Here is a 22742-nt window from a genome sequence, read left to right as displayed (position 1 = left end):
TGATGTCCATCAAGCTAAACAGAGTCGGGGCATGAAGCAAATAAAGATATCTTATTCAGCCGCATTAGGTTGGCTTATAACAGCCTGCCGTTAAAGCATGGTGCCAGCGTAGGCAAGCGCACCAATAAGGCCCACGGCCGCAATCACCAGTCCTGTCCGCACCACAGGTGAAAAGGCCGCAGGCTTCGAGCGGGAAACGGCCGGATCATCGTGGTTCACCAGTTTCTGGTCCTGGCTCGACTGGCGAATCAGTTCGATCATTTCCTCACACTGGCGGCGGGAGAAGTCCATCGGATTGAAACGGTCCAGTCCGTGGGACGACAGAAAGCTGCGCACGTCGGCGGAGGCCGGCACGTATTTCATCGACCAACTGGAAAAGGTGCGCCCCGTCAGCGGTTCTTCGATCAACGTGCGGACGTTGCGGTGCCGGTCATCGGACAGGATACGCTGGTAGGTTTTGCGAACCTCCGCTTCCTCGCCTTCCAGGTATTGAAAGAAATGATCGTCGCCGTAATACAGCCCGCCGACCAGTTCGGTTTTGGCGTTATTCCGCCGCGAGGTCATCAAAATTCTCGCCACGTGGGGTTCCACACCCTGCTCGACCGGCTTGGCTTCAAACGTGGCTTCACTGGCGTAGGCCAATCGCATCAGGGACATGGGCGGCTCCGTACTTCTTGTCATCGGTAAGGTGAACTTCAGATACGTTTGATGGCCCGTTTACGGATCACTTACCGCCGGGCCTCGGGGATGAATCCCCACTGGATTTAAGCTATCCTTCGCGCACTCAAACCGGCCGGTCCGCCGTTGTTTCCCGCCTTTCAGGGTCTGCTATGTTCGACATCATCTATCTTCTTGAAATGATTGGTATCGTGGCGTTTGCCATTTCAGGAATGATTATCGCGCGCTCGAAAAACATGGACCCTGTGGGCGTGTTCACCATCGGCTTTATCACCGCCCTGGGTGGCGGAACGCTGCGTGACCTGATGATGGACAACCACCCGCTGTATTGGATCAAGCATCAGGAACAGCCGATTCTGATCCTCGCCATGGCCATCGTCTTCAGTTACTGGCACCGGGCGGAACGCATTCGTGAGTCAAGGATCGTGTTTCCGGATGCCATCGGCCTGGGAATTTTCTCCATCCTCGGCGCCCAGTTGGCCCTCGACCTTGGCCATTCGTGGTTCATCGCCTCCCTGCTCGGGGTGATGACCGGCTGCTTTGGCGGCGCTTTGCGGGATACGCTGTGCAACGAAGTGCCCTACATATTCCGCAAAGATCATATCTACGCGTCGATTTCCTTCGCCGGGTGCTGGCTCTACTTTGTCTGCCAGTGGTTTCTGGAAAATGAAACCCTATCGCTCACTGTTGGCCTGCTGTTCATCGTCATCGTGCGAATGCTGGCGGTGCGCTTTGACATCCGACTGCAGCGGGACCCCCACCCCCACAGCTGACAACACACCGTAACGATGAACTGTCAATCATCCCTTGGCCTGAGACCTCTCACCCGGTAAGATTGCCGTTTTTTCGCCCAATTCAGTTTTACCGATCCTGATCAAACCCTTAACCCTACCCAGCACTCAGTGAGGCAGACCCCCGTCATGCTTGAGCGACTATTTCAGTTAAAAGCCCATGGCACCAATGTTCGTAGAGAAGTGGTGGCTGGCATAACCACCTTCCTGACCATGGCCTACATCATCGTGGTCAACCCCAGCATGCTGCAGGCAGCCGGCATGGACTATGGCGCGGTGTTTGTCGCAACCTGCCTGGCGGCCGTGATCGGCACCCTGATCATGGGCCTGTGGGCCAATTACCCGATCGCTCTCGCCCCCGGTATGGGCCTGAACGCGTTCTTCTCGTTTACCGTTGTCGGCAGTATGGGTTACAGCTGGCAGGTGGCTCTCGGGGCAGTCTTTATCTCAGGTTTCCTGTTCTTTTTGCTGAGTATTTTCAAAGTCCGTGAATGGATCATCAACAGCATTCCGCTGTCACTGCGCTTTGGCATCTCCGCCGGTATCGGTTTCTTCCTCGCCCTGATCGCGCTGAAAAACGCTGGTATCGTGGTGGATAACCCAGCCACCCTGGTGGGCCTGGGCGATGTCAAAGTCCCGGAAGCCCTGCTGTTCTTCGGTGGCTTTGCCCTGATCTGCGCACTGGCCTTCCGCCAGGTGACCGGTGCGGTGATGATCGGCATCATTGCTGTCACCGTCATTGCGATGATGCTGGGCATGGTGGACTACAACGGCTTTATTTCCACACCCCCCAGCATGGCGCCTACCTTTTTGCAGCTGGATCTTGCCGGCGCACTCAATATCGGCATGATCAGCGTGATCTTTGCGTTCCTGTTCGTGGATCTGTTTGATACCTCCGGCACCCTGATTGGTGCCGCCCAGCGTGGCGGCCTGCTGGATAAAGACGGCAAGCTGCCGCGGCTTGGCCGCGCACTGATGTCGGACTCCGTGGCCACCATGTCCGGCGCCGCGATGGGCACCTCCACCACCACCAGCTACATCGAGTCCACGGCAGGCATCTCCGCCGGCGGCCGCACCGGACTGACGGCCGTGGTCGTTGCCGCCCTCTTCCTGGCTTGCCTGTTCCTTTCGCCGATCGCCAGCGTGATTCCGCCCTACGCCACCGCGCCCGCGCTGCTGTTTGTCGCTGTGCTGATGACCTCCGGCCTCAAACTGATCGACTGGGACGATGTAACCGATGCCGCGCCGGCGGTGGTGACCGCGCTGATGATGCCGCTGACCTTCTCCATCGCCAACGGCATTGCACTTGGCTTCATCACCTATGCTGTACTGAAAGCCCTGGCTGGCCGCTGGTCGCACCTGAACGCCAGCGTGGTGATCATTGCCGTTGTTTTCGTTCTGAAATTCATGTTCCTGGACGCGGCGTAAGCCGCCTCCAGCGTTTTGCGGATCATTTATGGATTACTTTTCAGAGAGCATCAAAAAAGCCATTCGCACAGTGCCTGACTGGCCCAAGCCCGGTGTCGCCTTCCGTGACATTACCACCGTGCTTCAGGACCGCACCGCGTTCCGTAAGCTGATTGACGCCTTCGTGCACCGCTACCACGGCCAGAGCATTGACGCCGTGGCCGCTGTAGACGCCCGCGGGTTCATCATTGGTTCAGCACTGGCCTACGAACTCAATGCCTCACTGGTGCTGGTACGCAAGAAGGGCAAACTCCCCTTCGACACACTGGTGGAAGACTACGAACTGGAATACGGCACCGCCTCGGTGGAACTTCACAAAGACGCCTTCAAGCCCGGCGACAACGTGGTGCTGGTGGACGATCTGATTGCCACCGGCGGCACCATGCTGGCCGCTACCCGGCTCATCCGCCGCATCGGCGCCGAGATCGTGGAAGTGGCCGCAATGATCGACCTGCCGGATCTCGGTGGCTCCCGCAAGCTGCAGGAAGAGGGGCTGAAGGTTTATACGGTGTGTTCTTTTGAGGGGGAGTGACCCCCTTGTTCAGCTTCTGTAACCTGGACCTTATCCAGCCGGCTTCGAAATCAAAGCCGGTTGGATTACCTTTCTAACGTTACCAACCCTCCAGCGGAATTCCGTGCTTCTCGAGGTAATCACCATTGCGCTCGAAATAGTTCACGCTTGCTTTCTCAAACTTCGAAGAATCACCTTCAATTTCGTTAGCCTGCAAGCGGGCTAGTTCAATCTCATTGCCGACTTGGTTCTTCGCCCAAACCACGATCCTGCCACCTGGTGCCAAACCAAACGTCAGGATGTTCCGTGGCGCTTCGAACCTGCCCTTGGCGGTTACATAGGTCGCGGGATTCTGCATTTTGTTGTGCCAGTCGGGGGGTATTGATATTAGGCGCTGATAGATTTTCTGCTCCGCATAGGAAAACCACTGTACCCCTACATAGTTTGGGAAGAGCTCCAAACGCCCTCCCGGGCCTCTAGGTCCCCCTTCCCCAACCCAACAACATGATACGAAGCCCGGAGCTTGGTGCCATGCAGATACGCCCGACTTCTCGAACTCCATAAATTGTACCCAGATGTCATAATGCTTGGGAGCAGCTACCTGAAAGTACCAAGTGGTATCTGGCATCTTGGATGGTGTTGCGCTGCAGCCAACGCAAAGCAGAATTAGTATAACCAGACCTCCTTTATGCATGAGATACATGGCCTCTCTCCGGTTCTATATTTGGATGAACAATTCTATTTCTATGGAACGTCGGCCTGAACGGGTGCATTGTCTGAAATGGGAACTCATAGTTTACGTGCATGTCTTTAATTAGTGATTTCATCAGGTTGTAATGATCTGAGTGGTGAATATACCGCTGAAGAAGCAGGTCTAGCCGGCGCTGTTCCAAAACAATAGTGTCCTCCCCTTCCGCGATTCGGCGATTGCACTCTTCCAAAACCCCTTTCAGCTCGTCAGGTAAAGAACTGTCACTCATACTTTCACTAATCTCGGATAGCGGCACCCCAGCTTCTTGAGCAAGTCCATGCATAAGCCCCAGCGAAACTTTTGAGTAATCGCCCAATACCAATCGCTTCATTCTCAAGCTAAGCAGTACTTGCCCATCTGGTAGAGGGTGCTCGAGCCTCTTTACTTCAATTTCCAGACTTGGATCTTGGCCACTTGGTAGGGAAAGACTTAAATCTCCGATCCAACCAGCCTGCGCCACTTCACTCCGCAACGCTTCTACGTTGTCCCACTCCATTGTCTGATTGGGCCAACGAGCCTGACTCCCCCGAATGCCCAGCACTGGCGTCAGCAAAACATCTTCGACTTGACTGGCTGGATAGCCGCCCCCTATGTCTGAGTGCGCACCGGGCAACGCAATCTCCTGAAAATTCTCGGGTAAGTTCCCATCCATATCCCTGAGGCTGTTCAACGAAAAGTTGGCTCTCTTTTCGTGACTTGCTGTCAAATGAACAGCTTTGCCAACGGCAAGCGGGTCCAAGAAGAGATTAACAGGATATGTGCGCTCGTTACCTGGAGCGACGTCGAGCTCTGGCAAATTGACGATGCCTGCCACAGTATCGAACAAGCCTACGAACCGCACTCTGGAACTAGCCGGCCAAGCAATGCCTTCGGAATCTAACGCGGTGCCTAGAACGCCTTCTCGCTCCTTCAGAATTTCGTTCACAGCATGCCTTGCCGCAGCGGCTCCCCGGCTAAACCCGAAAAAGTCGACGGTTAATCGATAGGCTCTGCCTTCGCTGTTGGCATCTTTTATTTGTAGGGCAAGATTGAAAAGCAATCGCTTAACCTGCTCAGGCACACCTGTCTCCCCCAACCCTGTCGCCATACCAATCACCGAGTCTTCACCACCTGTTTTCGTGCCTGCGCCGGGGGAATATACCTTGATGAAAACCGTTCCAGTCTCATCCTCTGACTGGCCAGAGTCCCGATACAACTGCCAAAGCTTCGCAACATTCGTCGGTGCACCGGCATAACTTTCCCCCATCAACAGGCGAAGCCGCTCCTCGCACTCGGCGCGCTTTGAAGGGTCTTCCCGCATGGGTGCCAGACATTGCTCTTCGACCTGGCGCTCAAATTCGCGGATGTTGTCGACGTTGTTCAGGGTGCCATCCGTGAACAGGCCGGCAACAATTTCCAGTGGCGGTTCTTCAGAAGGGCTCTGCTTTTTCGGCCTCACATCTGCCACTACCGGCACTGCCGTCGCCATTGATGCCGCCGTAGCGGTGCCGGATGCGCGATTGTGGGGGTCAGTTTGCGGCCTGCGGTCTTCCTGTTTGATGCGCTGCTGCCGAACTTCAGAGTCAATATCACCGGCCCGGGCACCGCCGATGCCTACGGCGGATTTCAGATCCCGGGGTTTCAAGCCGTGGCGGTTGAGTGCGGCTACCGCGCCCTCCACGCCGGGGCAGGACATCGGCGTGCCCCGGAATACCCAGTGCCCTTGTTCCTCCCGGGAATCGTCAGGCCTCCATGTCACCACCGGTGAGAACAGCTGGCTTTGTTCAGAGTCGCTGTACACCAGCAACAGCTCGCCCGCCGCTACTCTCGAACATAGCTGCGCTTTCCGCGTGGGCATGTTATCGCCGTATGCCATCAAACCATGGGGTAACGCCAGGCGCGCCCGCTCGTGGGAATAATAGGAGGAAAGTACCGAGCGGACCCTGTCAGCCGCAAAAAAGGGGGATTCAATCAGCGGCAGGTCCTGTGCCGTGAGATCCCGGGGGTATTTGAGTTGCATCACTGTCCCTGTTGATTTCGTTTACCTGAGCATCGATCCGTCGACACCCGACCGCAGGAAACCTAAAGAACTTTGGCAGTTAGTGCAAGGAAAACGGTTTCCGGTTTAGACTCAGGCAATAGTTCAAGGAGAATTTTGCATGCCCGACTATCAACATCACTGGAAGGATGGCACCCCGGTTCATCTGCCCCTGGGCAAAATTGTCTGCATTGGCCGCAATTACGCCGAACACGCCCGCGAACTGAATAATCCCGTGCCGGACGAGCCGTTGCTGTTCATCAAACCGTCGACGGCAGCGGTGCACATTACCCGGCCGCTGGATTTCCCCCGGGATCGGGGTGACGTTCATTTCGAGACCGAGCTGGCCGTGTTGATTGGCCGACCGCTCACTAACGCCTCCGCCACTGAGGCGGAAGCTGCCATTCTTGGCTACGGTCTGGCCCTGGATCTTACCCTGCGGGATGTCCAGAGCAAGCTCAAGGAGAAGGGGCAGCCCTGGGAGCGGGCAAAGGCGTTCGACGGCGCCTGTCCACTGTCGCCATTTGTGGGTGTCGACAAGGTGCGCAAGAATCACCTCACGTTCACCCTGGATATCGACGGCCAGCGCCAGCAGACCGGGGATACCCGGGAAATGCTGAATCCCGTGGTACCGCTGATCGCCTACATGAGCAGTCAGTTCTCGCTGTTGCCCGGTGACGTCGTGCTCACCGGCACGCCGAAGGGCGTCGGCCCGCTGGTGGCAGGCCAGACCCTGTCGCTGGAACTGGAAGACGCCCTGTTTGTCGAGACCACTGTGCTCTAGGGCGCGTTAGGGTACTCTGGTCCATCAGCCCGTCAGGACGTATATCAGGCATGGCAAAAAAACCCGTTACTTCCCGCAGTGGACGATTCATCAAGCTCGCCGGCATGACCGCTTCCGTGGCCGGTCAATACGCCGGCCAGCGGGCGCGACGTCTGTTTCGCAGTGAGGACGACAACGAAGGCGCCCGTACCGAGAGCTATACCCGCATGGCCGATCAGATTGCCGACACCCTGGGCGAACTCAAGGGTGCGGTAATGAAAGTCGGGCAGATTGCGTCCCAGACCCAGGATTTTCTGCCCAAGGAGTTCTCCGACGCCCTGCAACGACTGCAGAAAGAAGCGCCGCCCATGCCGTTCGAGGTCATTGTGGCGCAGGTTGAATCTGAGTTGGGCCGGCCGATATCCGAGCTGTTCGAATATCTGCAGGAAACGCCCTACGCCGCTGCCTCGATCGGCCAGGTGCATCGCGCCCGGCTGCACGACGGCACCGATGTCATCGTGAAAGTCCAGTATCCCGGCGTGGACGAATCCTGCGACAGCGACCTCAAACAGCTGCGCCTGGCGCTAAAGCTGGGCGGTCTGCTGAAGATGCCGAAAGAGCACGTGGACCAGCTGTTCGGTGAAATCCGCGTGCGCCTGAAGGAAGAGCTGGATTACGAGAACGAAGCCCGCAACCTGGAGGCGTTTCGCCAGTTCCATACCAAGGACGACTGGATCGTGATTCCGCGGGTGTTTTCCAGCCACTCCTCACGGCGGGTGCTGACCATGGAACTGGTCGAGGGCGACCACATCAGCGCCATTACCCCTGGCAAGTACAGCCAGGAGACCATCAACCTGATCGGCCATCGCATCTTTACCATGATGGCAGACCAGCTGTTCCGCTTTCAGTGCATTCACGGCGATCCGCACGCAGGCAATTTCGCCTACCGCCCGGACGGCTCGATCATCCTCTACGACTTTGGCTGCGTGAAAAAACTGAAACCGGAGATCATCGAGGCCTACCGCAAGGCACTGGTGTCTGCGCTGGAAGAGGATTACGCCGCCCTCGACAGCCACCTGATTGATCTCGGTGCGCGCGTGGAGTCGCAGCCGGCGGTAGATGAGGCGTACTACGCCATGTGGCGAGACATCCTGATTGTGCCGTTCAGCCAGGATGAACCCTACGACTTTGCGGAATCCGACATCCACAAACGGGTCGCCGCCAAGACCACGACCGTCTTCAAGTATCTGGACTATTTCAAGCCGCCGGTGGAGAGTATCTTCATTGACCGGATGATTGCCGGACATTACTGGATGCTGAAGCGGCTGGGAGTACAGGCGGCGTTTCGCACTGAACTGGAGAAGTACCTGCAGAGCTCAGAAGTATCCCACCAATCGCCCCAAAAGTAGCACAAGACACCAGCCAGACAGGGATAGCAAGGCGCAGAGTTTCAGCCCGGGGGACACCCCCCGTTCCGCATAGACAGCCAGCGGATAGCGGGCGGCCACGAAAGCCGCATTGGCAAGGGACAGCAGGAGGATCGCCATTTTCCCCAGAAAAAAGCTGGAAGCGAGATAGTCGGAAGCGCGGGTCACAAAGAGCAGGAGTCCGGTGGTCAATGCCACGGTCAGGCCGGTAGCCACTGTCGCTCTCAGCGCCCGCCAGAACCACACCAGCGGCAGCTTTGGCCACAGCCCGAGAATCCTCAGGTCCAGTGGCACGATACCGCCCACCACCAGCGCTATCCCCAGCAGGTGGCCGGCATTGACTAGCGGGTAGAGCCAGACAGATTCCCGCAGGGCGACGGCGGGAGCGGTCTGCTCCAGAAGAATGGCGATTTCCTGCACGCGGCGCCCTGGACTCAGGAGCGCCGATCGGGGTAAAGGTTGTACTCTTTGCCGTCAATCACCAGACGCTCGGCCTTGACCAAGCGCTCTCCCTCTCGCGCGGACCGGTGACCATGAACCGTTACTGTCCGACCGTCAGACAGCAGTTCCGCGGTGAGACCCACGCGCTCATTACGCCACGGCTGACCGACCTCGATCACCCACTGCTCACCATCCACATCCAGCGTCACTTCGCCGTGAGGGTTACCAAGGCGCTTGCCGGTGACGGTACCGGTAATCTCGAATTCCTGATCGGTCGCCCAACCCCAGCCATGATGGGCCGTCGCCAGGGTGGAACCCAGAACAAGGAGTGTAAGGAGCGGGATGGAAACCATTGCGCGGATGTGCTGAAACATGACCTGCCTCCTGCATCGGACTGTCATCTGAGCGTAGCCCAGTTCCAGCAGCTGAGACAGCGTCAATACCCGAAGGTTCAGGCTAGCGCAGGCCGGCCACCCACTCGGCCACGCCCTCACAGGCACCCTTGCGGATAATATGGGCCCGGGAGACGGACGCCGGCTCGCCCGGATCGATAACGGTGATGGGCACATCAAAGTCCGTTTCGTACACCAGGCCTGCGGCCGGGTAGACCTGCAGAGAGGTTCCAACAATCAGCAGGTGATCGGCGGTACGGACGACCTCCGCCGCCTTTTCCAGCATCGGAACTTCCTCGCCGAACCAGACGATGTGAGGACGAAGCTGGGCGCCCTGATCGCAGGTGTCCCCGGGGCTGATATCGCGATAGCCGATGTCATACACCAACTCCGGAAAGCGGGAACTGCGAGCCTTGGTGAGCTCACCGTGCAGATGGATCACGCTGGAGGAGCCACCACGCTCATGCAGGTCATCGACGTTCTGGGTGACCACAGTAACGCGGTAGCGCCGTTCCAGTTCGGCCAGCAGCCGGTGGGCCCGGTTCGGCTGTGCGGATTGAAGCTGGCGGCGGCGTTCGTTGTAGAACCGCAACACCAGCTCCTGATTGCGGGCAAACGCTTCGGGCGTGGCCACATCGTACACACTGTGCTGCTCCCACAGCCCGCCGTTGTCCCGGAAAGTGGAAAGCCCGCTTTCGGCGCTGATACCCGCGCCGGTCAGTACAACGATGTGATCCTGCATCAGTCGAAAATCTTGCCCGGGTTCATCACGCCATTGGGGTCGAACACCTGCTTGATGCCGCGCAGATAGGCGATTTCCGCCTCACTGCGGGTGTATTGCAGGTAGGGCTTCTTGGTCATGCCCACACCGTGCTCGGCGGACACACTGCCCTGATAACGCTCAACGATCTCGAACACCCACTTGTTGACCTGCTGGCACTTCTCGAAGAAGTCCTCTTTCGCCATGTCTTCCGGCTTGAGGATGTTCAGATGCAGGTTGCCGTCCCCGATATGGCCGAACCAGATGATCTCGAAATCCGGATAATGCTCGGTTACCACCGCATCGATTTCCTGCAGGAAGCCCGGCACCTTGGACACCACCACGGAAATGTCGTTCTTGTAGGGCGTGCGCGGCGCGATGGATTCGGAGATCCGCTCCCGCAGCTGCCACAGGTTCTGGGCCTGGGTCTCGCTCTGGCTGATGACGCCATCCAGCACCCAGCCGTTTTCCACACACTGCTCGAACAGCGTCATGGCGTCGTCCATCACCTGATCGGACACTGCCTCGAACTCCAGCAGCGCGTAATAAGGGGCCTCGGTCTCGAACGGGGCCTGTACCTGGCCGTGGGCCAGCACATGGCCCATCGCCTGGTGGGAGAAAAACTCATAGGCGGTCAGGTCGATCTGCTTCTGGAAGGTCTGCAGCACGTCCATGGTATTGGTCAGATCGTTCAGGCCCAGCACCAGTACGGTCAGGTTATCGGGCTTGCGGGCAAGCTTCATGGTGGCTTCGGTGATGAAGCCCAGGGTGCCCTCGGCGCCGATAAACAGGTGGCGCAAATCGTAACCCGTGTTGTTCTTTTCCAGATCCTTGTTCAGATCCAGTACATCGCCCTTACCGGTCACCACTTTCAGGCCGGCAACCCAGTCCCGGCTCATGCCGTAACGGATCACTTTGATGCCACCGGCGTTGGTGGACAGGTTGCCACCCAACTGACTGGAACCGGCGGACGCAAAATCCACCGGGTAGTACAGGCCGTTATCTTCTGCGAAGGTCTGCAGTTGCTCGGTCACCACACCGGCCTGGCACTTGACGGTGCGGTCGCTGGCGCTGAAATCCAGAATCTGGTTCATGTTATCGAACGCCACCACCACTTCGCCGTTGGCAGCCACCGCACCGGCGCTGAGCCCGGTGCGGCCGCCCGAGGGCACCAGGGCTATCTGGTTGTCATTGGCAAACTTCACCAGCGACTGCACCTGCTCGGTGGTTTTCGGCAGCACAATGGCCAGCGGTTTCGGCGGGTAGATCTTGGTCCAGTCCTTGCCGTAGTTTTCCAGGTCGGCCGGGTCGGTCAGCACCTTACCCGGGGCGTCGCCGGCGGCAACCAGCTCTCGTAGCGAAGCGACAATCTGTTCGGAATTCATGAAGTTAATCATCTCATAAGGGTTCGGCGGCCGGTCGCTGAAAGGCTCATGCCTGGCCAATCATCAGTCAGTTGATTAAGGCAACCTGACGCGCTGTGAAAATCTGCGTTTATGGTATCATACCGCCCCTGTTCTGTGAGCCAGCCTGACGATCACTGGTTCCAGGTCATTTCACGTGACGAAAGGTTCGGAAGCAATCCCATGTCAAATACGTCTCTCGAAAAGAGCAAAATCCGGATCCTGCTGCTGGAAGGCGTGCATCAATCTGCTATTGATACCCTGAATGCCGCAGGCTACACCAACATCGAATATCTGACTCACTCGTTGTCCGAGGAAGACCTGATTGAGAAGATTGCCGATGCGCACTTCGTCGGGATCCGCTCTCGCACCCAGCTCACCGAGAAAGTATTTGAAGCCGCCAAGAAACTGGTGGCTGTCGGTTGTTTCTGCATTGGCACCAACCAGGTGGACCTGCAGGCCGCAACCCGCAGGGGCATTGCCGTTTTCAACGCACCTTTCTCCAACACCCGCAGCGTAGCCGAGCTGGTACTGGCCCAGGCGATCCTGTTGCTGCGCGGCGTGCCGGAAAAGAACGCCAAGGCCCATCGCGGCGAGTGGCTGAAGTCCGCCAAGGACAGTTACGAAATCCGTGGCAAGAAGCTCGGCATCATCGGCTACGGCAACATCGGCACCCAGTTCAGCGTACTGGCTGAAGGTCTGGGCATGGACGTGTATTTCTACGACGTGGTCTCCAAACTGCCTATCGGCAACGCCACCCAGGTGGGTACGCTGCAGGAATTGCTGAACATTTCCGACGTGGTCAGCCTGCACGTGCCGGAAACACCGGCCACCAAATACATGTTCAAGGCCGAACAGTTCGCCCAGATGAAGCCCGGCTCCATCCTGATGAACGCCTCGCGGGGCACCGTGGTAGACATCGACGCACTTGCCGATGCCCTCCGCAGCGGCAAACTGCTGGGCGCGGCCATCGACGTGTTCCCGGTCGAGCCCAAGTCCAACACCGAAGAGTTCGTGTCGCCCCTGCGGGAATTCGACAACGTGATCCTGACGCCGCACGTGGGCGGGTCCACAATTGAAGCCCAGGAAAACATCGGGCGCGAAGTGGCGGAAAAACTCGCAATGTACAGCGACAACGGCACGTCGGTGTCGTCCGTCAACTTCCCGGAAGTGGCGCTGCCGTCGCACCCGAATCAGCACCGCCTGCTGCACATTCACGAGAACGTCCCCGGCGTCATGTCCGAGATCAACCAGGTGTTCTCCGAGAATGGCATCAACGTGTGTGGCCAGTACCTGCAGACCAAAGAAGACATTGGCTATGTGGTCGTCGATGTTGATAAGGCCTACGGTGAACTGGCGCTGGAGAAGCTGCGCCAGGTCAAAGGCACTATTCGCTGTCGCGTACTGTTCTGATCCCTGCGGTCAGTAACAGGCGAAAAAAAAAGCGGGAGCCTCGGCTCCCGCTTTTTTGTGCCTGCGGTATCACCGCTGCCGGTCACTCCGGAGCGCGCAGTAGCAGGTTCGGCGACCCCTCCCCGAGGTTACCCAGCACGTTGGAGGTGGTCCGCTCCAGAATGGCGGCGCTCACCTGAGCTGGCGGTCATACACGCATTCCTTGTTTTTAGTTATGAAGATCTGAAACAACAATAATCGGTCACAGCTCCTGCGCGGAAACATATCTCGGGAGGCCAAACTGAAGGCATTAAAAAAGCCCCGTCACGGTAATGCGACGGGGCTTTTTTCAAGGCATCCGGACCGGTTACTGCATCGGCACCAGCGTCAGCTCAACCCGACGGTTCTGCTCCCGTCCTGCAGCCGAATCGTTGGATGCGATCGGATACCGGGGACCATAACCGACAGCGCGGGTGCGCTTGGGCTCAATGCCCTGGTTCAGCAGGAAATCCCGTACCGAGCCGGCGCGACGTTCACTGAGCAGCTGGTTGTAGCTCTGTGAACCGGTGCTGTCAGTGTGACCTTCAATCTGAATGATGGTCTTGTCATATTCCTGCAACACCAGCCCCACGGACTCAAGGGTGCTGCTGAAATTCGGCTTGATGGTGGATTCATTGGTGTCGAACGTGATGTTGCCCGGCATCACCAGCTCAATCTGGTCACCGTTGCGCACCACACGCACACCCGAACCTTCCAGTTTCCGCCGCAGCTCAGCTTCCTGCTTGTCCATGTAATAGCCGATACCGCCGCCGACGGCAGCACCGCCGGCCGCGCCGATCAGCGCGCCTTTGCCACGGTCACTGCTGCTGGAGGTCGCGGCGCCTACCGCAGCGCCACCGATTGCACCAATGATGCTTCCTTTTGTAGCGCTGGAGGTTTTCTCTTCACCGGTGTAGGGGTCATAGGTCATGCAGCCACCCAAACCAACCGTCGCAACCGCGAAAGCGAGAACAGTTTTCTTCACAGCATTCTCCTGAGATTGTGTGTTCCTAACAGGCTTCAGAGAGAGGCCCTGCCTGGTCATTCAAGAAGGTGTCAATAATGGTATTGAACACCGTCGCTTGCAGATCTTGCGCTTCATTCACCAGATGATGACGACCATCCGGTATTCTCACTTCCTCCACTGAGGAAAATTTGTTCCTGATGATTCGCAGATTGTGTTGCCAGTCTACGGTCAGGTCTTTTTCTCCCTGAACCACCGTCACCGGAAAACTCACCGGGCGGGCTGACTCAATGTGCGGCACCCACTGTCGCAAGGCACTGACCCAGTCCACATGAACCGCCCTCGCCTGCAACGGATCGTGCTCTCGCAGGAACTGCAGAAAGCGGGTGTTGCCGCTGTTCTGCCCGAACACACGACGCCAGCGGGTCAAAAACGGCTTGGCAAGGCTGTGCAGCACTTTCGCCCCCAGCCAGCCCATCGGCCTGACCAGCGGAGCCAGCAGAACAACCTGGCGGAAATCCGACGTCTGCTGGTTGTGGTGATTCGACAGCAGGTAATCGATCAGGATGGCGCCGCCGGTGCTCTGGCCGACCGCATACCATGGCTCCTGAACCTTACCCTTCAAATTCGCCATCACCTCCGACAGTACTGCCTGGTATTCCAGAAAACTGCCAATGGCTGCCGGCGTCCCGCTGGACAGACCGTGACCTGGCTGGTCGTAGGCAAGGACATCGAACCCTGCCCCCAGGCAGCGGTCAATCAGCTGACTGTACAGCCCGACATGGTCGAAATAACCATGAAGAATGAACACCGTCCCCTTGCTCGCGCCGCTATCCGGTAAACGGAAGTAATGCACCATCACCTGATGCCGCCCGGCACTGACATAGCCCTGATGGTATTTGACCTCCGGGTGTTCCACCCACAGATCCAGGCCGTAGAAGCGGCAGTAAGCGACCATCTCGTTACTCAGTTGACGGTCAGCCGCAGGATTGAACGGCTCCAGCCGCTCCAGCAGCGAACTCCGGTCCCAATCAGGAATTTCTATGGTATCTGTTTTCCAGTACACGTAGAGTTACACGCTTGTCATGAATGTGTTGGAAAATGGCCCCGGGGCCCCTTGCTCGCCTGAGCGATCGACAATAGGTTAGCACACCACCCTGTCACCGGCAGAACCTGTTCATTCTCAAGGAGGAATTGATGCTGCAACGCGTGCTTGAAGCCACCCTGCGACAGACCATGAGCCGGCTCATTCGACCATGGCTGCACCCTGCGATTCCCGTCCCGCTGCAAAGATCTCTCGTGGCCCAGGCGTACCGTAGCTCCGTTCCTCCCCGCGGCTGCAGGTTCAGCACCGTCAGTGTCGGAGGCATCCCGGCCCTCCGCTCCGAGTGTGGCACCGCCGGCCCCGGCCTCGTGCTCTACTTCCACGGTGGCGGTTATATCATTGGCTCCGCCAGGACCCATCGCGGCGTTACCGGTCACCTGGCGAAAGCGTGCGGCCGTGCCATCATCGCCCCGGACTACCGCCTGGCACCGGAGCACCCCTACCCGGCCGCTTTGGACGACGCCGAAGCGGCCTACGAAGCCATACTCAGGGACGGCCACAACCCGAATTCAATCACCATTGCCGGCGATTCCGCCGGCGGGGGCCTGACCATCGCGCTGGCCATGCGGCTGCGCGACAAGGGTCGCCCCCTGCCCGCGTCCCTGGCGGTCATGTCGCCTTGGGTCGATCTGACCCATGAACACCTTTACGCTCCAGAGCGCGAACCGGTTCTGCAGCCACGATGGATCGACAAGGCGGCGCGACTCTATTGCGGAACGGAGTCACCAACGAACCCTTACATCTCACCAGTGTACGGCGATCTCAGCGGCCTGCCGCCAGTCCTGATTCAGGTCGGCAGCGAGGAAATCCTGCTTAATGACGCCCGGCGGCTCGCCGAAGCAGCGCAGCGCCGGGATGTTGACTGCACACTGGAGATCTACAACAGCCTCTGGCACGTGTTCCAGGTGCATGCGGGGCAACTCGACCGCGCCACCCAGTCGCTCAACGCCATGGCCGATCACCTCAGACAATATCAGGGAGCGTAACGTCTCCGCGCACCAGTGCCTCCTTGCGGCTGCGGGGCCATTGTTTCAGGTGCCATTCCAGCCGGGAGGCAACACTGCGATCGACCACCGCGGCCGAGAACACCAGTTCCAGCGGCCCCTTGCCCCTCAGGCTGCGGGCACCCCTGGGCGCGCCCGCCTGATGTTCGGCGACGCGCCGCGCCACGTCGGTGGTGATCCCGGTATAAAGTGCGCCGCGGGCGGTACGGACCATATACAGATGCCAGTCGCTCATTTCCCCTCCAGCGGAGCCAGTCGGGCCCGGGTTTTACGCTGCTGCAGCCAGAGGCCGGCCATGATCAGCACCAGCCCCACATAGGTGGATGGCAGGATCACCTCACCCAGAATCACCGCAATGAAAACCAGCGACAGAAACGGCGAGATAAAGATCAGATTGCTGACCCGTGAGGTGTTCTCCGCTTTTTTCATGGCGTAAGACCAGAGCACAAACGCAATCCCCATTTCAAACACACCGACATAGATCGCCGCGCCGACGGCGATGCCGAATCTGACGTCAAAACCATCCGTCAGGGCGCACAACGCCACAATAAACGGCAGGCCACACAGAAAATTCAAAAACAGACCGACCACCGGATCACGGCTATCTCGCGTGGCAATGATCCAGTACGAGGCCCAGACCAGCGTGCTGGCAATGGCCAGGGCAACACCCAGGGGGTCGGAAAAGCTGAGCGAGAGAACATTGCCGCGGGTGGCGATCACCACCACCCCCGCGTAGCAGACCAGGCCGGCCACCACGTCCAGCCGCCGCAGTCGCTGGCCAAGAAAGGGTACGGACAGGTAGGCCAGCACCAGCGCCCAGGTGTAATTCAACGGCTGGGCTTCCTGGGCCGGCAGGCGATCAAAGGCACCGAACAGCACGAAATAGTACAGGCACGGGTTGATCAGTCCCATACCTACCGACTGCAGGTATTGCCTTCTGGTCAGCGAAAACACCAGGTGCCAGCGCCCCTGACCGATCAGGATCAGCGCCATCACCAGTACGGACGCCGAACAGGCAATGGCCAGCATCTGCGTCGGAGACAATTCCCGCAGCGAGAGCTTGAAGGCCGTCGCCACGGTTGACCACAGCAACACCGTCGCCAGCCCGTAAAGCATAGCGTGCTTCTGGTTAGTCATCGCGGGCTCCTGATTCCGCATCCAGCCAGCGATAGAGCGTTCGCCGGTTAACGCCAAGAATCTGGGCGGCCCGCCGCTTGTTGCCCTCCACGGCACGGATCACCCGGCTGACGTACTCCTGCTGAACGGACTCCAGTGTGGGCCAGGCCGCGAGGTTGTCGGAGCTCACCTCTGCAGACCCCGGCAGCGACTCCACCTGGCGCTGGCGAATGCGGGCTGGCAGGTGCTCCGGCTGGATGACGTCGCCGTCGCAAAACGTCACCGCGCGCTCAATGGCACTGGCCAGTTCGCGGACGTTGCCAGGAAACGGGTAGTCCAGCAGCATGGTGGAGGTCACTTCGCTCAGACGCATGAAACCACGGTTATGGCGACGCGCCGCTTCCCGGAGAAAGTGCATCGACAGGATATCCACGTCGTCGCCACGCTCTCGTAGTGGGGGAACCACCAGCGCGAGGGTTTCCAGACGGTAGTAGAGGTCTTCGCGAAACGCGCCCGCCTCCACGGCCTTGAGCAGGTCCACGTGGGTGGCGGCAATAACGCGGACATCCACCGTGTCTTCCTGATCCGCTCCCACCGGTTTGATGGTACCTTCCTGCAAAACCCGCAACAGCTTGGCCTGCAGCGACAGCGGCATCTCGCCGATCTCATCCAGCAGCAGGGTGCCGCCGTCGGCCTCGGCAAAAAGGCCTTTGCGGGCCTGCCTGGCGCCGGTAAACGCACCCGCCTCGTGGCCGAAAAACTCGCTTTCCATCAGCTCATGGGGAATACCCGCGCAGTTCACCGGCAGGAACGGCCTGGTCTTGCGCGCGCTCTCGTTGTGAATGGCACGGGCGACAAGCTCCTTGCCGGTGCCGCTCTCTCCGGTGATCAGCACGGCCGCGTGGCTGCGGGCAACCTGACGAATCTCGGTGCGCAGGCGCCGCATCGCGGCACTGTCGCCCACCAGCCCGAGCGAGCTGTCATCCTCACTGCGGGACTTATACCGCGCCAGTTCACTGGTAATGGCGGCCTGGGACAGCAAGCGCCGAATCTTCAGTCGCAGATGGTCGGTAGACAGCGGTTTGGTCAGAAAATCATCCGCCCCTGCTTTCAACGCTTCCACCGCCTGATCCACCGTGCCAAAGGCGGTGATAATAACGAAGGGTATTGAGTGACCCGCGGTCTGCAACGCCCGCATGATTGACAGCCCATCGTCATCGGGAAGACGCAGGTCGGAGACAATCAGGTCCGGCACCTGCGCCAGCGCTTTTTGCTGACCTTCGGCGGCGGTCGCAGCGGTGTCGAGCCGGTAGCCGTCGAGCTCGAGTTCCTCGGCCAGCAACATCCGCAGGCTGGCATCGTCCTCAATCAGCAGAATAAACGGCTGCTTATTGTTCATGGCCACTCACCCCCGCCCAGAACAGGCTCATACGACAACCACCAAATTCACTCTCGCTGACTTCCGCGTAGCCACCATGCTCTTTCAGCACACTGCCCACCACGGCCAGCCCCAGCCCGGTGCCCTCGCCCGCGGGCCGGGTACTGTAAAACGGCTCGAAAACCCGCTCGCGCACCGCCGGATCAATGCCTGTGCCGTCATCCTCCACACGCACTTCCCAGTGCTCGCCACCATCAATCAGCGACACCTGGACCCGGCTCTTACTGGCCTGACACGCATTGCGAATGACATTCACACAGGCCAGTTCGAGCCGTGTCGGCTCGGCCTTGATGTGGGCCAGCTGATCCAGCCCATGGGTGGCCACAAGGGCGTTGGCGCATTTAGGATCGTCGCCAATACGCTGGATGACTGTTCTGAGCACCGAGGCCAGATCCGTGATTCGTCGGGAATCCGGCACGTGGCGAAAGCAGTCCAGCAGTTGCTGGATGATCAGTGTCATCCGTTCCACCTGATGCTCGATATCATCGAGATGACGCTGCTGCCCGTCGGGTAATCCCACGCGCCGCAGAATATGGGCCCGGCCCTGAATCACATTCAGGGGAGCTCCCAACTCGTGGGCCACGCCACCGGCAACCCGACCAATCATGGCCACCTTCTCCTGATATTCGAGCTGTTCGGCCAACTCCCGCTCCCGGGTCACCCGCTCGCTGATTTCGGTTTCTGCCGCGGCCATACGCTCGCCCATGTCGCGGAGCCCTTCGTAGATCTGCCGCAGTTCCCGGGGACCTCCGGCAGGCTCATCAACGCGCCAGCGGCCGGGCTTCATCCGGTACATGATTTCCAGCAACCGGCTGACGTGGCGACCGACGGTGCCGTAATGGCCCAACACCACCACCAGAATGACGATCAGCGACAGCGCCGACCAGATCACAATCGCCCAGAGCCGGCTGGATGCCACCAGCTTGTGGAAATCGCTGCGTTTACGGGTAATCTGGAGCAGCCCCTGAATGCGGCCATTGTCCGCGACCAGTGGCGTAAACTGGGAAAACACGGGCTGGCCATCGACCCGCCGGAAAGCGCCACCCAGTTCGCCACTGGCTATGACCTTTTCCGCGCTTTCACTGCTGCGGACGTCGCTGTCTGCTACACCCAGACTGGCCACCTGATTGCCGGCTTCATCGAATACCGAGGCACCGTAGACCCGGCCGATGCGGAAAATCGACTCCAGTGACTCCCCCATAACGATCTCATCGCCCTCTGACATGGCGCGGGACAGGGGGCCACTCACCGCCCGGGCGACCAGCTCAAGGTCTTCCCGCAGCCGGTCATTCAAAGCCTTCTCTACCGCCCCAAGGCCGATGTAAATGGCCAGCCCGCTGAATACCATCAGGGGCACCACAAGACTCAGAACCAGTGTGAGACGCAGGGAACGAAACATTTTCCGAGCCCGGATAACCGGTCGTTGCATGACGTGTGCTCCGACAAAATGTCACACAGTTTTGCCACATGTGACATTTCGCCTCAACGTGCATTACACACACTTAATGCTAAGCGAACCCAACCGACTGTTTTATATAGGTTTTTAATTGCAGAAAACCTGGCACGTCTCTTGATACTCCTTGAGCACCGAAGCAGAAAACCCATCGCAACCCGAGGGTTCCAAAGCAGCGGCCAGCACCGGTTTACTCCGGCTGACCGCTCTCAACCGAAGGAAAGGAGAACCTTATGAATAAGCTACTGACCTCACTGACCGTCTCCATGGCACTGCTCGCGGCCGGCCCGGCCCTGGCTCAGCAAAGCCAGCAGCCGGATCCCGCACAGACTGGCCAGGAAGGCTACAGTGATCCGGCCTCTGCGGGCACCCAGAACGCCCATTACAACGACGCGGAACTGAAAAAATTCGTCGAGGCACAGAACGGCATCAACGAAATCCGCGATGAATACATGGCGAAAATCGAGAAGGCAGAGTCGCAGACCGAGGCTCAGGAACTGCAGATGGAAGCCAACGACGAAATGGTCGAGGTGATCGAGTCAGCCGATCTGGATATCCCCACCTATAACGCCATCGCCACGGCTTACAACAGTGAGCCGAAGGTGCGTAACCGCATCGATGCGCTGATGTAAATTCTCACCCCGCAATCATCGTCAGTTCACAGCCCCGCAACCGCGGGGCTTTTTTCGTCAGGGCATTCCGGCCAACCACCACGCCTGCTGTGTTGTGATACCTTGTTATCCGGAGATTCTGCAAAAAACGTCATTGGAGACATAGAGATGCCACGATGGAGCCTGGGGACGATTCCCCTGCTGGCCGGAGTGCTGATGGTTCTGGCCGGCTGCTCGGAATCGCAAACTGACACTGGGCCCGAGGCTGCCGCGAGCGGTAACGAAGCACCGGAGTACCCGGTTACCTGGCGCTTCGCCCTGGAGGAAATTGAAGGCAGTGTTCAGCACGCTTACGCCACGGAATTCAAAGAGCGAATTGAAGCGCTTTCCGAGGGCAACATTGAACTGGATATCTTTCCCTACGGCTCTCTGGGCACTTCCGCGGAGCTCACGGAGCTGACCCGCAACGGCTCCGTTCATCTGGCGTTCGCCTCACCGGGCCACCTGGCCGACAAAGTACCGGAAGTGGGCGTTTTCACGCTGCATTTCGTGTTGTCGGATGATAGCGACGTCAACCGTAATCTGCTGGCCAGTCAGGAACTGGTGGATCTGTTCAGCGACAGTTACGCCGAACACGACATGAAACTCCTGGGCTTCGTCCCTGAGGGCTGGATGGTCTGGAGCGCCAATAAACCGCTGCGCTCGCCAGACGACTTTGCCGGTTTCCGGATCCGCACCATGACGGCCGACATTTCCGCTGAGAGCTACCGCGCGTACGGAGCCGATCCGCAACCAACCCCCTACGCCCAGGTCTACAGCGATCTTCAATTGCAGCGCATTGATGGCCAGGCCAATCCCGTCTTTGCCATCGAGGAAATGGGGTTCTATGAAGTGCAGAGCACACTGACCTTCGCCCGTCCGGCCCAATTCATCGCTTCCGTCATATCCAACCACCAGTGGTACGTTGATCTGCCGACCGATCAGAAACGATGGCTCGACGAGGCACTGGCAGAAGTGGCGGAGGAGATTTACCAAAGGCAAGCAGAGCTGAACGAATCGAGACTGGCCACCATCCGCGAAGACAGCAACATCGCCACAGTCGAGTTGACCGCCGGGGAGCGGGCGCGCTTTCGCGAGGCCAGCCTGCCGGTCCGTGACCGGTATGTTGAAACCGCTGGCGAGCGCGGCCGGAAAATTCTCGAGACAGTTCTGGAGATGGTGGCTCGCGGCGAACAGGAACTGAACGCCGCCAGCAATAACGGCGAGCGCTGAGTCTACTCCGGAACCAACCAGCTCATGGCCGACGAGACCGACAGTCCGTCAGCGCCGGACACGTCGGCCAGCAGCTTCTCAAGGCGATCACCGAAGCCCCAGGGCGGATTGACCACCAGCAGGCCCGATCCCACCATGCCTCGCTCCGGCGGTCGTTCGAGACGTATCTCGCTGCACAGCACAGCGGAGACCGGACCGCTTTTGACAGCGTCCTTCAGCGCCTGCTCAAGCCCGGAGGTCAGCAGTGGATACCACACCAGATACACGCCATGCCGACACTTGCGCCACGCCCTTGCCAGGGTGTCCGCGACATCACGGTATTCGGACTTGACCTCATAAGAGGGATCGATCAACACCATCAGCCGTGGCAGGCGCGGCGGAAGCTGGCGTAAAAGCCCCCGCAACCCGTCTTCGCGGAACACCCTGGTGGTGCCGCGGCCACCCCACGCCGCCAGTTGCTCCCCCTCGGCGGGATGAAGCTCGAACACGGTCAGACTGTCCTGATCCCGCTGCAAACGTCGAAACCACTCGGGCGATCCCGGATAACGGCGCAATTCATCGACGTCGCCATTCAGATCCGCAAGCACGTCGATCAGTGGCGCCCAGTCGTCAGTCTGCAACCGGTCGCGGAGCGCCCAGAGTCGGCCGACCCCGGCGTCGGCCTCCGCGGTTTTCCGTGCCCGCTCACTGCGAAGATCGTATAGGGCACTGCCGGCGTGGGTATCAAAACACGCAATGCCGCTGGGCTTCGCCTGCATCATTCGAAGCGCCAGTACCTGGGCGGCGTGCTTCTGAATATCGGCCAGATTACCGGCGTGAAAGCCGTGAAGATAACTGAGCATGAAACATCCTGATGCCATTGTCCGTCGTATCAGGGCATTAAGCCCTAAGAACAGGACGGGAGCAAGGCGACTGGGGCCGTGCCCCGCGCCCTGTTATGATGCCCG

The 22742-nt window shown here is 59.1% G+C and carries 23 protein-coding genes; 9 read left to right on the top strand and 14 right to left on the bottom strand.

The window, feature by feature from the left end; all coding sequences use genetic code 11:
* Positions 1–90 precede the first annotated feature (90 nt).
* Entirely contained in the window at positions 91–657 is a 567-nt protein-coding gene (locus tag DYI22_RS08745) for a BLUF domain-containing protein (RefSeq protein WP_213477685.1), read from the bottom strand.
* Between the two features lie 173 nt (positions 658–830).
* Here DYI22_RS08745 and DYI22_RS08740 point away from each other — a divergent pair, with 173 nt between their 5' ends.
* The 3 genes from DYI22_RS08740 to DYI22_RS08730 all read left to right on the top strand — a co-directional run bounded on the left by DYI22_RS08740 (position 831) and on the right by DYI22_RS08730 (position 3468).
* Entirely contained in the window at positions 831–1451 is a 621-nt protein-coding gene (locus tag DYI22_RS08740; RefSeq protein WP_213477684.1) for a trimeric intracellular cation channel family protein, read from the top strand.
* Between the two features lie 147 nt (positions 1452–1598).
* The gene (locus DYI22_RS08735; protein ID WP_213477683.1) at positions 1599–2897 is read left to right on the top strand and encodes an NCS2 family permease; all 1299 of its coding nucleotides are present in this window, start codon (positions 1599–1601) and stop codon (positions 2895–2897) included.
* A 28-nt stretch (positions 2898–2925) separates the two neighbouring features.
* Positions 2926–3468, top strand: a complete 543-nt coding sequence (locus tag DYI22_RS08730; RefSeq protein WP_213477682.1) for an adenine phosphoribosyltransferase — start codon at positions 2926–2928, stop codon at positions 3466–3468.
* Between the two features lie 79 nt (positions 3469–3547).
* On the opposite strand, the gene DYI22_RS08725 is transcribed toward DYI22_RS08730, so the two are convergent.
* Complete coding sequence (locus tag DYI22_RS08725; RefSeq protein WP_228300923.1) at positions 3548–4150, bottom strand: DUF2931 family protein; 603 nt, start codon at positions 4148–4150, stop codon at positions 3548–3550.
* Positions 4134–6197 (bottom strand): T6SS phospholipase effector Tle1-like catalytic domain-containing protein, encoded by a 2064-nt coding sequence (locus DYI22_RS08720; RefSeq protein WP_213477681.1) that lies wholly within the window; start codon positions 6195–6197, stop codon positions 4134–4136. Before DYI22_RS08720 ends, DYI22_RS08725 begins: the two co-directional genes overlap by 17 nt.
* Positions 6198–6336: 139 nt before the next feature.
* Here DYI22_RS08720 and DYI22_RS08715 point away from each other — a divergent pair, with 139 nt between their 5' ends.
* Positions 6337–6999, top strand: coding sequence for a fumarylacetoacetate hydrolase family protein (locus DYI22_RS08715; protein ID WP_213477680.1), 663 nt, complete (start codon positions 6337–6339; stop codon positions 6997–6999).
* Positions 7000–7049: 50 nt separating this feature from the next.
* Positions 7050–8387: an ABC1 kinase family protein gene (locus DYI22_RS08710; RefSeq protein ID WP_213477679.1), complete on the top strand. Its 1338-nt coding sequence runs from the start codon at positions 7050–7052 to the stop codon at positions 8385–8387.
* Here DYI22_RS08710 and DYI22_RS08705 read toward each other — a convergent pair.
* The 4 genes from DYI22_RS08705 to DYI22_RS08690 form a co-directional block, all read right to left on the bottom strand.
* Positions 8355–8825 carry a hypothetical protein gene (locus tag DYI22_RS08705; protein ID WP_213477678.1) on the bottom strand — a complete coding sequence of 157 codons (471 nt, stop codon included), beginning with the start codon at positions 8823–8825 and terminating at the stop codon, positions 8355–8357. The genes DYI22_RS08710 and DYI22_RS08705 overlap by 33 nt on opposite strands.
* A gap of 14 nt (positions 8826–8839) precedes the next feature.
* Positions 8840–9220, bottom strand: coding sequence for a DUF6152 family protein (locus DYI22_RS08700; RefSeq protein WP_228300922.1), 381 nt, complete (start codon positions 9218–9220; stop codon positions 8840–8842).
* A gap of 82 nt (positions 9221–9302) precedes the next feature.
* Positions 9303–9980 carry an SIR2 family NAD-dependent protein deacylase gene (locus tag DYI22_RS08695; RefSeq protein WP_213477677.1) on the bottom strand — a complete coding sequence of 226 codons (678 nt, stop codon included), beginning with the start codon at positions 9978–9980 and terminating at the stop codon, positions 9303–9305.
* Positions 9980–11383: an FAD-binding oxidoreductase gene (locus tag DYI22_RS08690; protein WP_213477676.1), complete on the bottom strand. Its 1404-nt coding sequence runs from the start codon at positions 11381–11383 to the stop codon at positions 9980–9982. Before DYI22_RS08690 ends, DYI22_RS08695 begins: the two co-directional genes overlap by 1 nt.
* A gap of 201 nt (positions 11384–11584) precedes the next feature.
* On the opposite strand from DYI22_RS08690, the gene serA reads away from it, so the two are divergent.
* Positions 11585–12814, top strand: coding sequence for a phosphoglycerate dehydrogenase (serA, locus tag DYI22_RS08685; RefSeq protein WP_213477675.1), 1230 nt, complete (start codon positions 11585–11587; stop codon positions 12812–12814).
* 346 nt (positions 12815–13160) lie between these two features.
* Here serA and DYI22_RS08680 read toward each other — a convergent pair whose 3' ends face one another.
* Positions 13161–13817: an OmpA family protein gene (locus tag DYI22_RS08680; RefSeq protein ID WP_213477674.1), complete on the bottom strand. Its 657-nt coding sequence runs from the start codon at positions 13815–13817 to the stop codon at positions 13161–13163.
* Positions 13818–13842: 25 nt separating this feature from the next.
* Positions 13843–14862 (bottom strand): alpha/beta hydrolase, encoded by a 1020-nt coding sequence (locus tag DYI22_RS08675; RefSeq protein ID WP_213477673.1) that lies wholly within the window; start codon positions 14860–14862, stop codon positions 13843–13845.
* A gap of 131 nt (positions 14863–14993) precedes the next feature.
* Here DYI22_RS08675 and DYI22_RS08670 point away from each other — a divergent pair, with 131 nt between their 5' ends.
* The gene (locus DYI22_RS08670; protein WP_213477672.1) at positions 14994–15887 is read left to right on the top strand and encodes an alpha/beta hydrolase; all 894 of its coding nucleotides are present in this window, start codon (positions 14994–14996) and stop codon (positions 15885–15887) included.
* On the opposite strand, the gene DYI22_RS08665 is transcribed toward DYI22_RS08670, so the two are convergent.
* Genes DYI22_RS08665 through DYI22_RS08650 form a run of 4 tightly spaced genes read right to left on the bottom strand, consistent with a single transcriptional unit; the run spans position 15865 to position 19858 of the window.
* On the bottom strand, positions 15865–16140 hold the full coding sequence (locus DYI22_RS08665; RefSeq protein WP_213477671.1) for a GIY-YIG nuclease family protein: 276 nt from the start codon (positions 16138–16140) through the stop codon (positions 15865–15867). The two genes, DYI22_RS08670 and DYI22_RS08665, sit on opposite strands and share 23 nt — an antisense overlap.
* Positions 16137–17042, bottom strand: a complete 906-nt coding sequence (locus tag DYI22_RS08660; protein ID WP_213477670.1) for a DMT family transporter — start codon at positions 17040–17042, stop codon at positions 16137–16139. Before DYI22_RS08660 ends, DYI22_RS08665 begins: the two co-directional genes overlap by 4 nt.
* Positions 17035–18420 (bottom strand): sigma-54-dependent transcriptional regulator, encoded by a 1386-nt coding sequence (locus DYI22_RS08655; protein WP_213477669.1) that lies wholly within the window; start codon positions 18418–18420, stop codon positions 17035–17037. Before DYI22_RS08655 ends, DYI22_RS08660 begins: the two co-directional genes overlap by 8 nt.
* Positions 18410–19858, bottom strand: a complete 1449-nt coding sequence (locus DYI22_RS08650) for an ATP-binding protein (RefSeq protein WP_213477668.1) — start codon at positions 19856–19858, stop codon at positions 18410–18412. Before DYI22_RS08650 ends, DYI22_RS08655 begins: the two co-directional genes overlap by 11 nt.
* A gap of 287 nt (positions 19859–20145) precedes the next feature.
* On the opposite strand from DYI22_RS08650, the gene DYI22_RS08645 reads away from it, so the two are divergent.
* Both DYI22_RS08645 and dctP read left to right on the top strand, forming a co-directional pair.
* Positions 20146–20544 (top strand): DUF4168 domain-containing protein, encoded by a 399-nt coding sequence (locus tag DYI22_RS08645; RefSeq protein WP_213477667.1) that lies wholly within the window; start codon positions 20146–20148, stop codon positions 20542–20544.
* 147 nt (positions 20545–20691) lie between these two features.
* Positions 20692–21795, top strand: a complete 1104-nt coding sequence (gene dctP / locus DYI22_RS08640) for a TRAP transporter substrate-binding protein DctP (protein WP_213477666.1) — start codon at positions 20692–20694, stop codon at positions 21793–21795.
* A 2-nt stretch (positions 21796–21797) separates the two neighbouring features.
* Here the strand turns inward: dctP and DYI22_RS08635 are convergent, their stop codons facing one another.
* Complete coding sequence (locus DYI22_RS08635) at positions 21798–22637, bottom strand: 23S rRNA (adenine(2030)-N(6))-methyltransferase RlmJ (RefSeq protein ID WP_213477665.1); 840 nt, start codon at positions 22635–22637, stop codon at positions 21798–21800.
* Between the last annotated feature and the right edge of the window lie 105 nt (positions 22638–22742).

Origin of the sequence: Marinobacter lipolyticus (genome assembly GCF_018424605.1) — a bacterium.
Taxonomy (GTDB): Bacteria; Pseudomonadota; Gammaproteobacteria; order Pseudomonadales; family Oleiphilaceae; genus Marinobacter; species Marinobacter lipolyticus_B.
This window is presented reverse-complemented; position numbering and strand designations above follow the sequence as displayed.

Coding starts and splice junctions, on each gene's coding strand:
- DYI22_RS08655 (WP_213477669.1), bottom strand. CDS start 18,420: ATGAACAATAAGCAGCCGTTTATTCTGCTGATTGAGGACGATGCCAGC.
- DYI22_RS08735 (WP_213477683.1), top strand. CDS start 1,599: ATGCTTGAGCGACTATTTCAGTTAAAAGCCCATGGCACCAATGTTCGT.
- DYI22_RS08660 (WP_213477670.1), bottom strand. CDS start 17,042: ATGACTAACCAGAAGCACGCTATGCTTTACGGGCTGGCGACGGTGTTG.
- DYI22_RS08700 (WP_228300922.1), bottom strand. CDS start 9,220: ATGTTTCAGCACATCCGCGCAATGGTTTCCATCCCGCTCCTTACACTC.
- DYI22_RS08745 (WP_213477685.1), bottom strand. CDS start 657: ATGTCCCTGATGCGATTGGCCTACGCCAGTGAAGCCACGTTTGAAGCC.
- DYI22_RS08730 (WP_213477682.1), top strand. CDS start 2,926: ATGGATTACTTTTCAGAGAGCATCAAAAAAGCCATTCGCACAGTGCCT.
- DYI22_RS08645 (WP_213477667.1), top strand. CDS start 20,146: ATGAATAAGCTACTGACCTCACTGACCGTCTCCATGGCACTGCTCGCG.
- DYI22_RS08715 (WP_213477680.1), top strand. CDS start 6,337: ATGCCCGACTATCAACATCACTGGAAGGATGGCACCCCGGTTCATCTG.
- DYI22_RS08670 (WP_213477672.1), top strand. CDS start 14,994: ATGCTGCAACGCGTGCTTGAAGCCACCCTGCGACAGACCATGAGCCGG.
- DYI22_RS08710 (WP_213477679.1), top strand. CDS start 7,050: ATGGCAAAAAAACCCGTTACTTCCCGCAGTGGACGATTCATCAAGCTC.
- serA (WP_213477675.1), top strand. CDS start 11,585: ATGTCAAATACGTCTCTCGAAAAGAGCAAAATCCGGATCCTGCTGCTG.
- DYI22_RS08690 (WP_213477676.1), bottom strand. CDS start 11,383: ATGAATTCCGAACAGATTGTCGCTTCGCTACGAGAGCTGGTTGCCGCC.
- DYI22_RS08720 (WP_213477681.1), bottom strand. CDS start 6,197: ATGCAACTCAAATACCCCCGGGATCTCACGGCACAGGACCTGCCGCTG.
- DYI22_RS08635 (WP_213477665.1), bottom strand. CDS start 22,637: ATGCTCAGTTATCTTCACGGCTTTCACGCCGGTAATCTGGCCGATATT.
- DYI22_RS08665 (WP_213477671.1), bottom strand. CDS start 16,140: ATGAGCGACTGGCATCTGTATATGGTCCGTACCGCCCGCGGCGCACTT.
- DYI22_RS08695 (WP_213477677.1), bottom strand. CDS start 9,980: ATGCAGGATCACATCGTTGTACTGACCGGCGCGGGTATCAGCGCCGAA.
- DYI22_RS08725 (WP_228300923.1), bottom strand. CDS start 4,150: ATGTATCTCATGCATAAAGGAGGTCTGGTTATACTAATTCTGCTTTGC.
- DYI22_RS08740 (WP_213477684.1), top strand. CDS start 831: ATGTTCGACATCATCTATCTTCTTGAAATGATTGGTATCGTGGCGTTT.
- DYI22_RS08650 (WP_213477668.1), bottom strand. CDS start 19,858: ATGTTTCGTTCCCTGCGTCTCACACTGGTTCTGAGTCTTGTGGTGCCC.
- dctP (WP_213477666.1), top strand. CDS start 20,692: ATGCCACGATGGAGCCTGGGGACGATTCCCCTGCTGGCCGGAGTGCTG.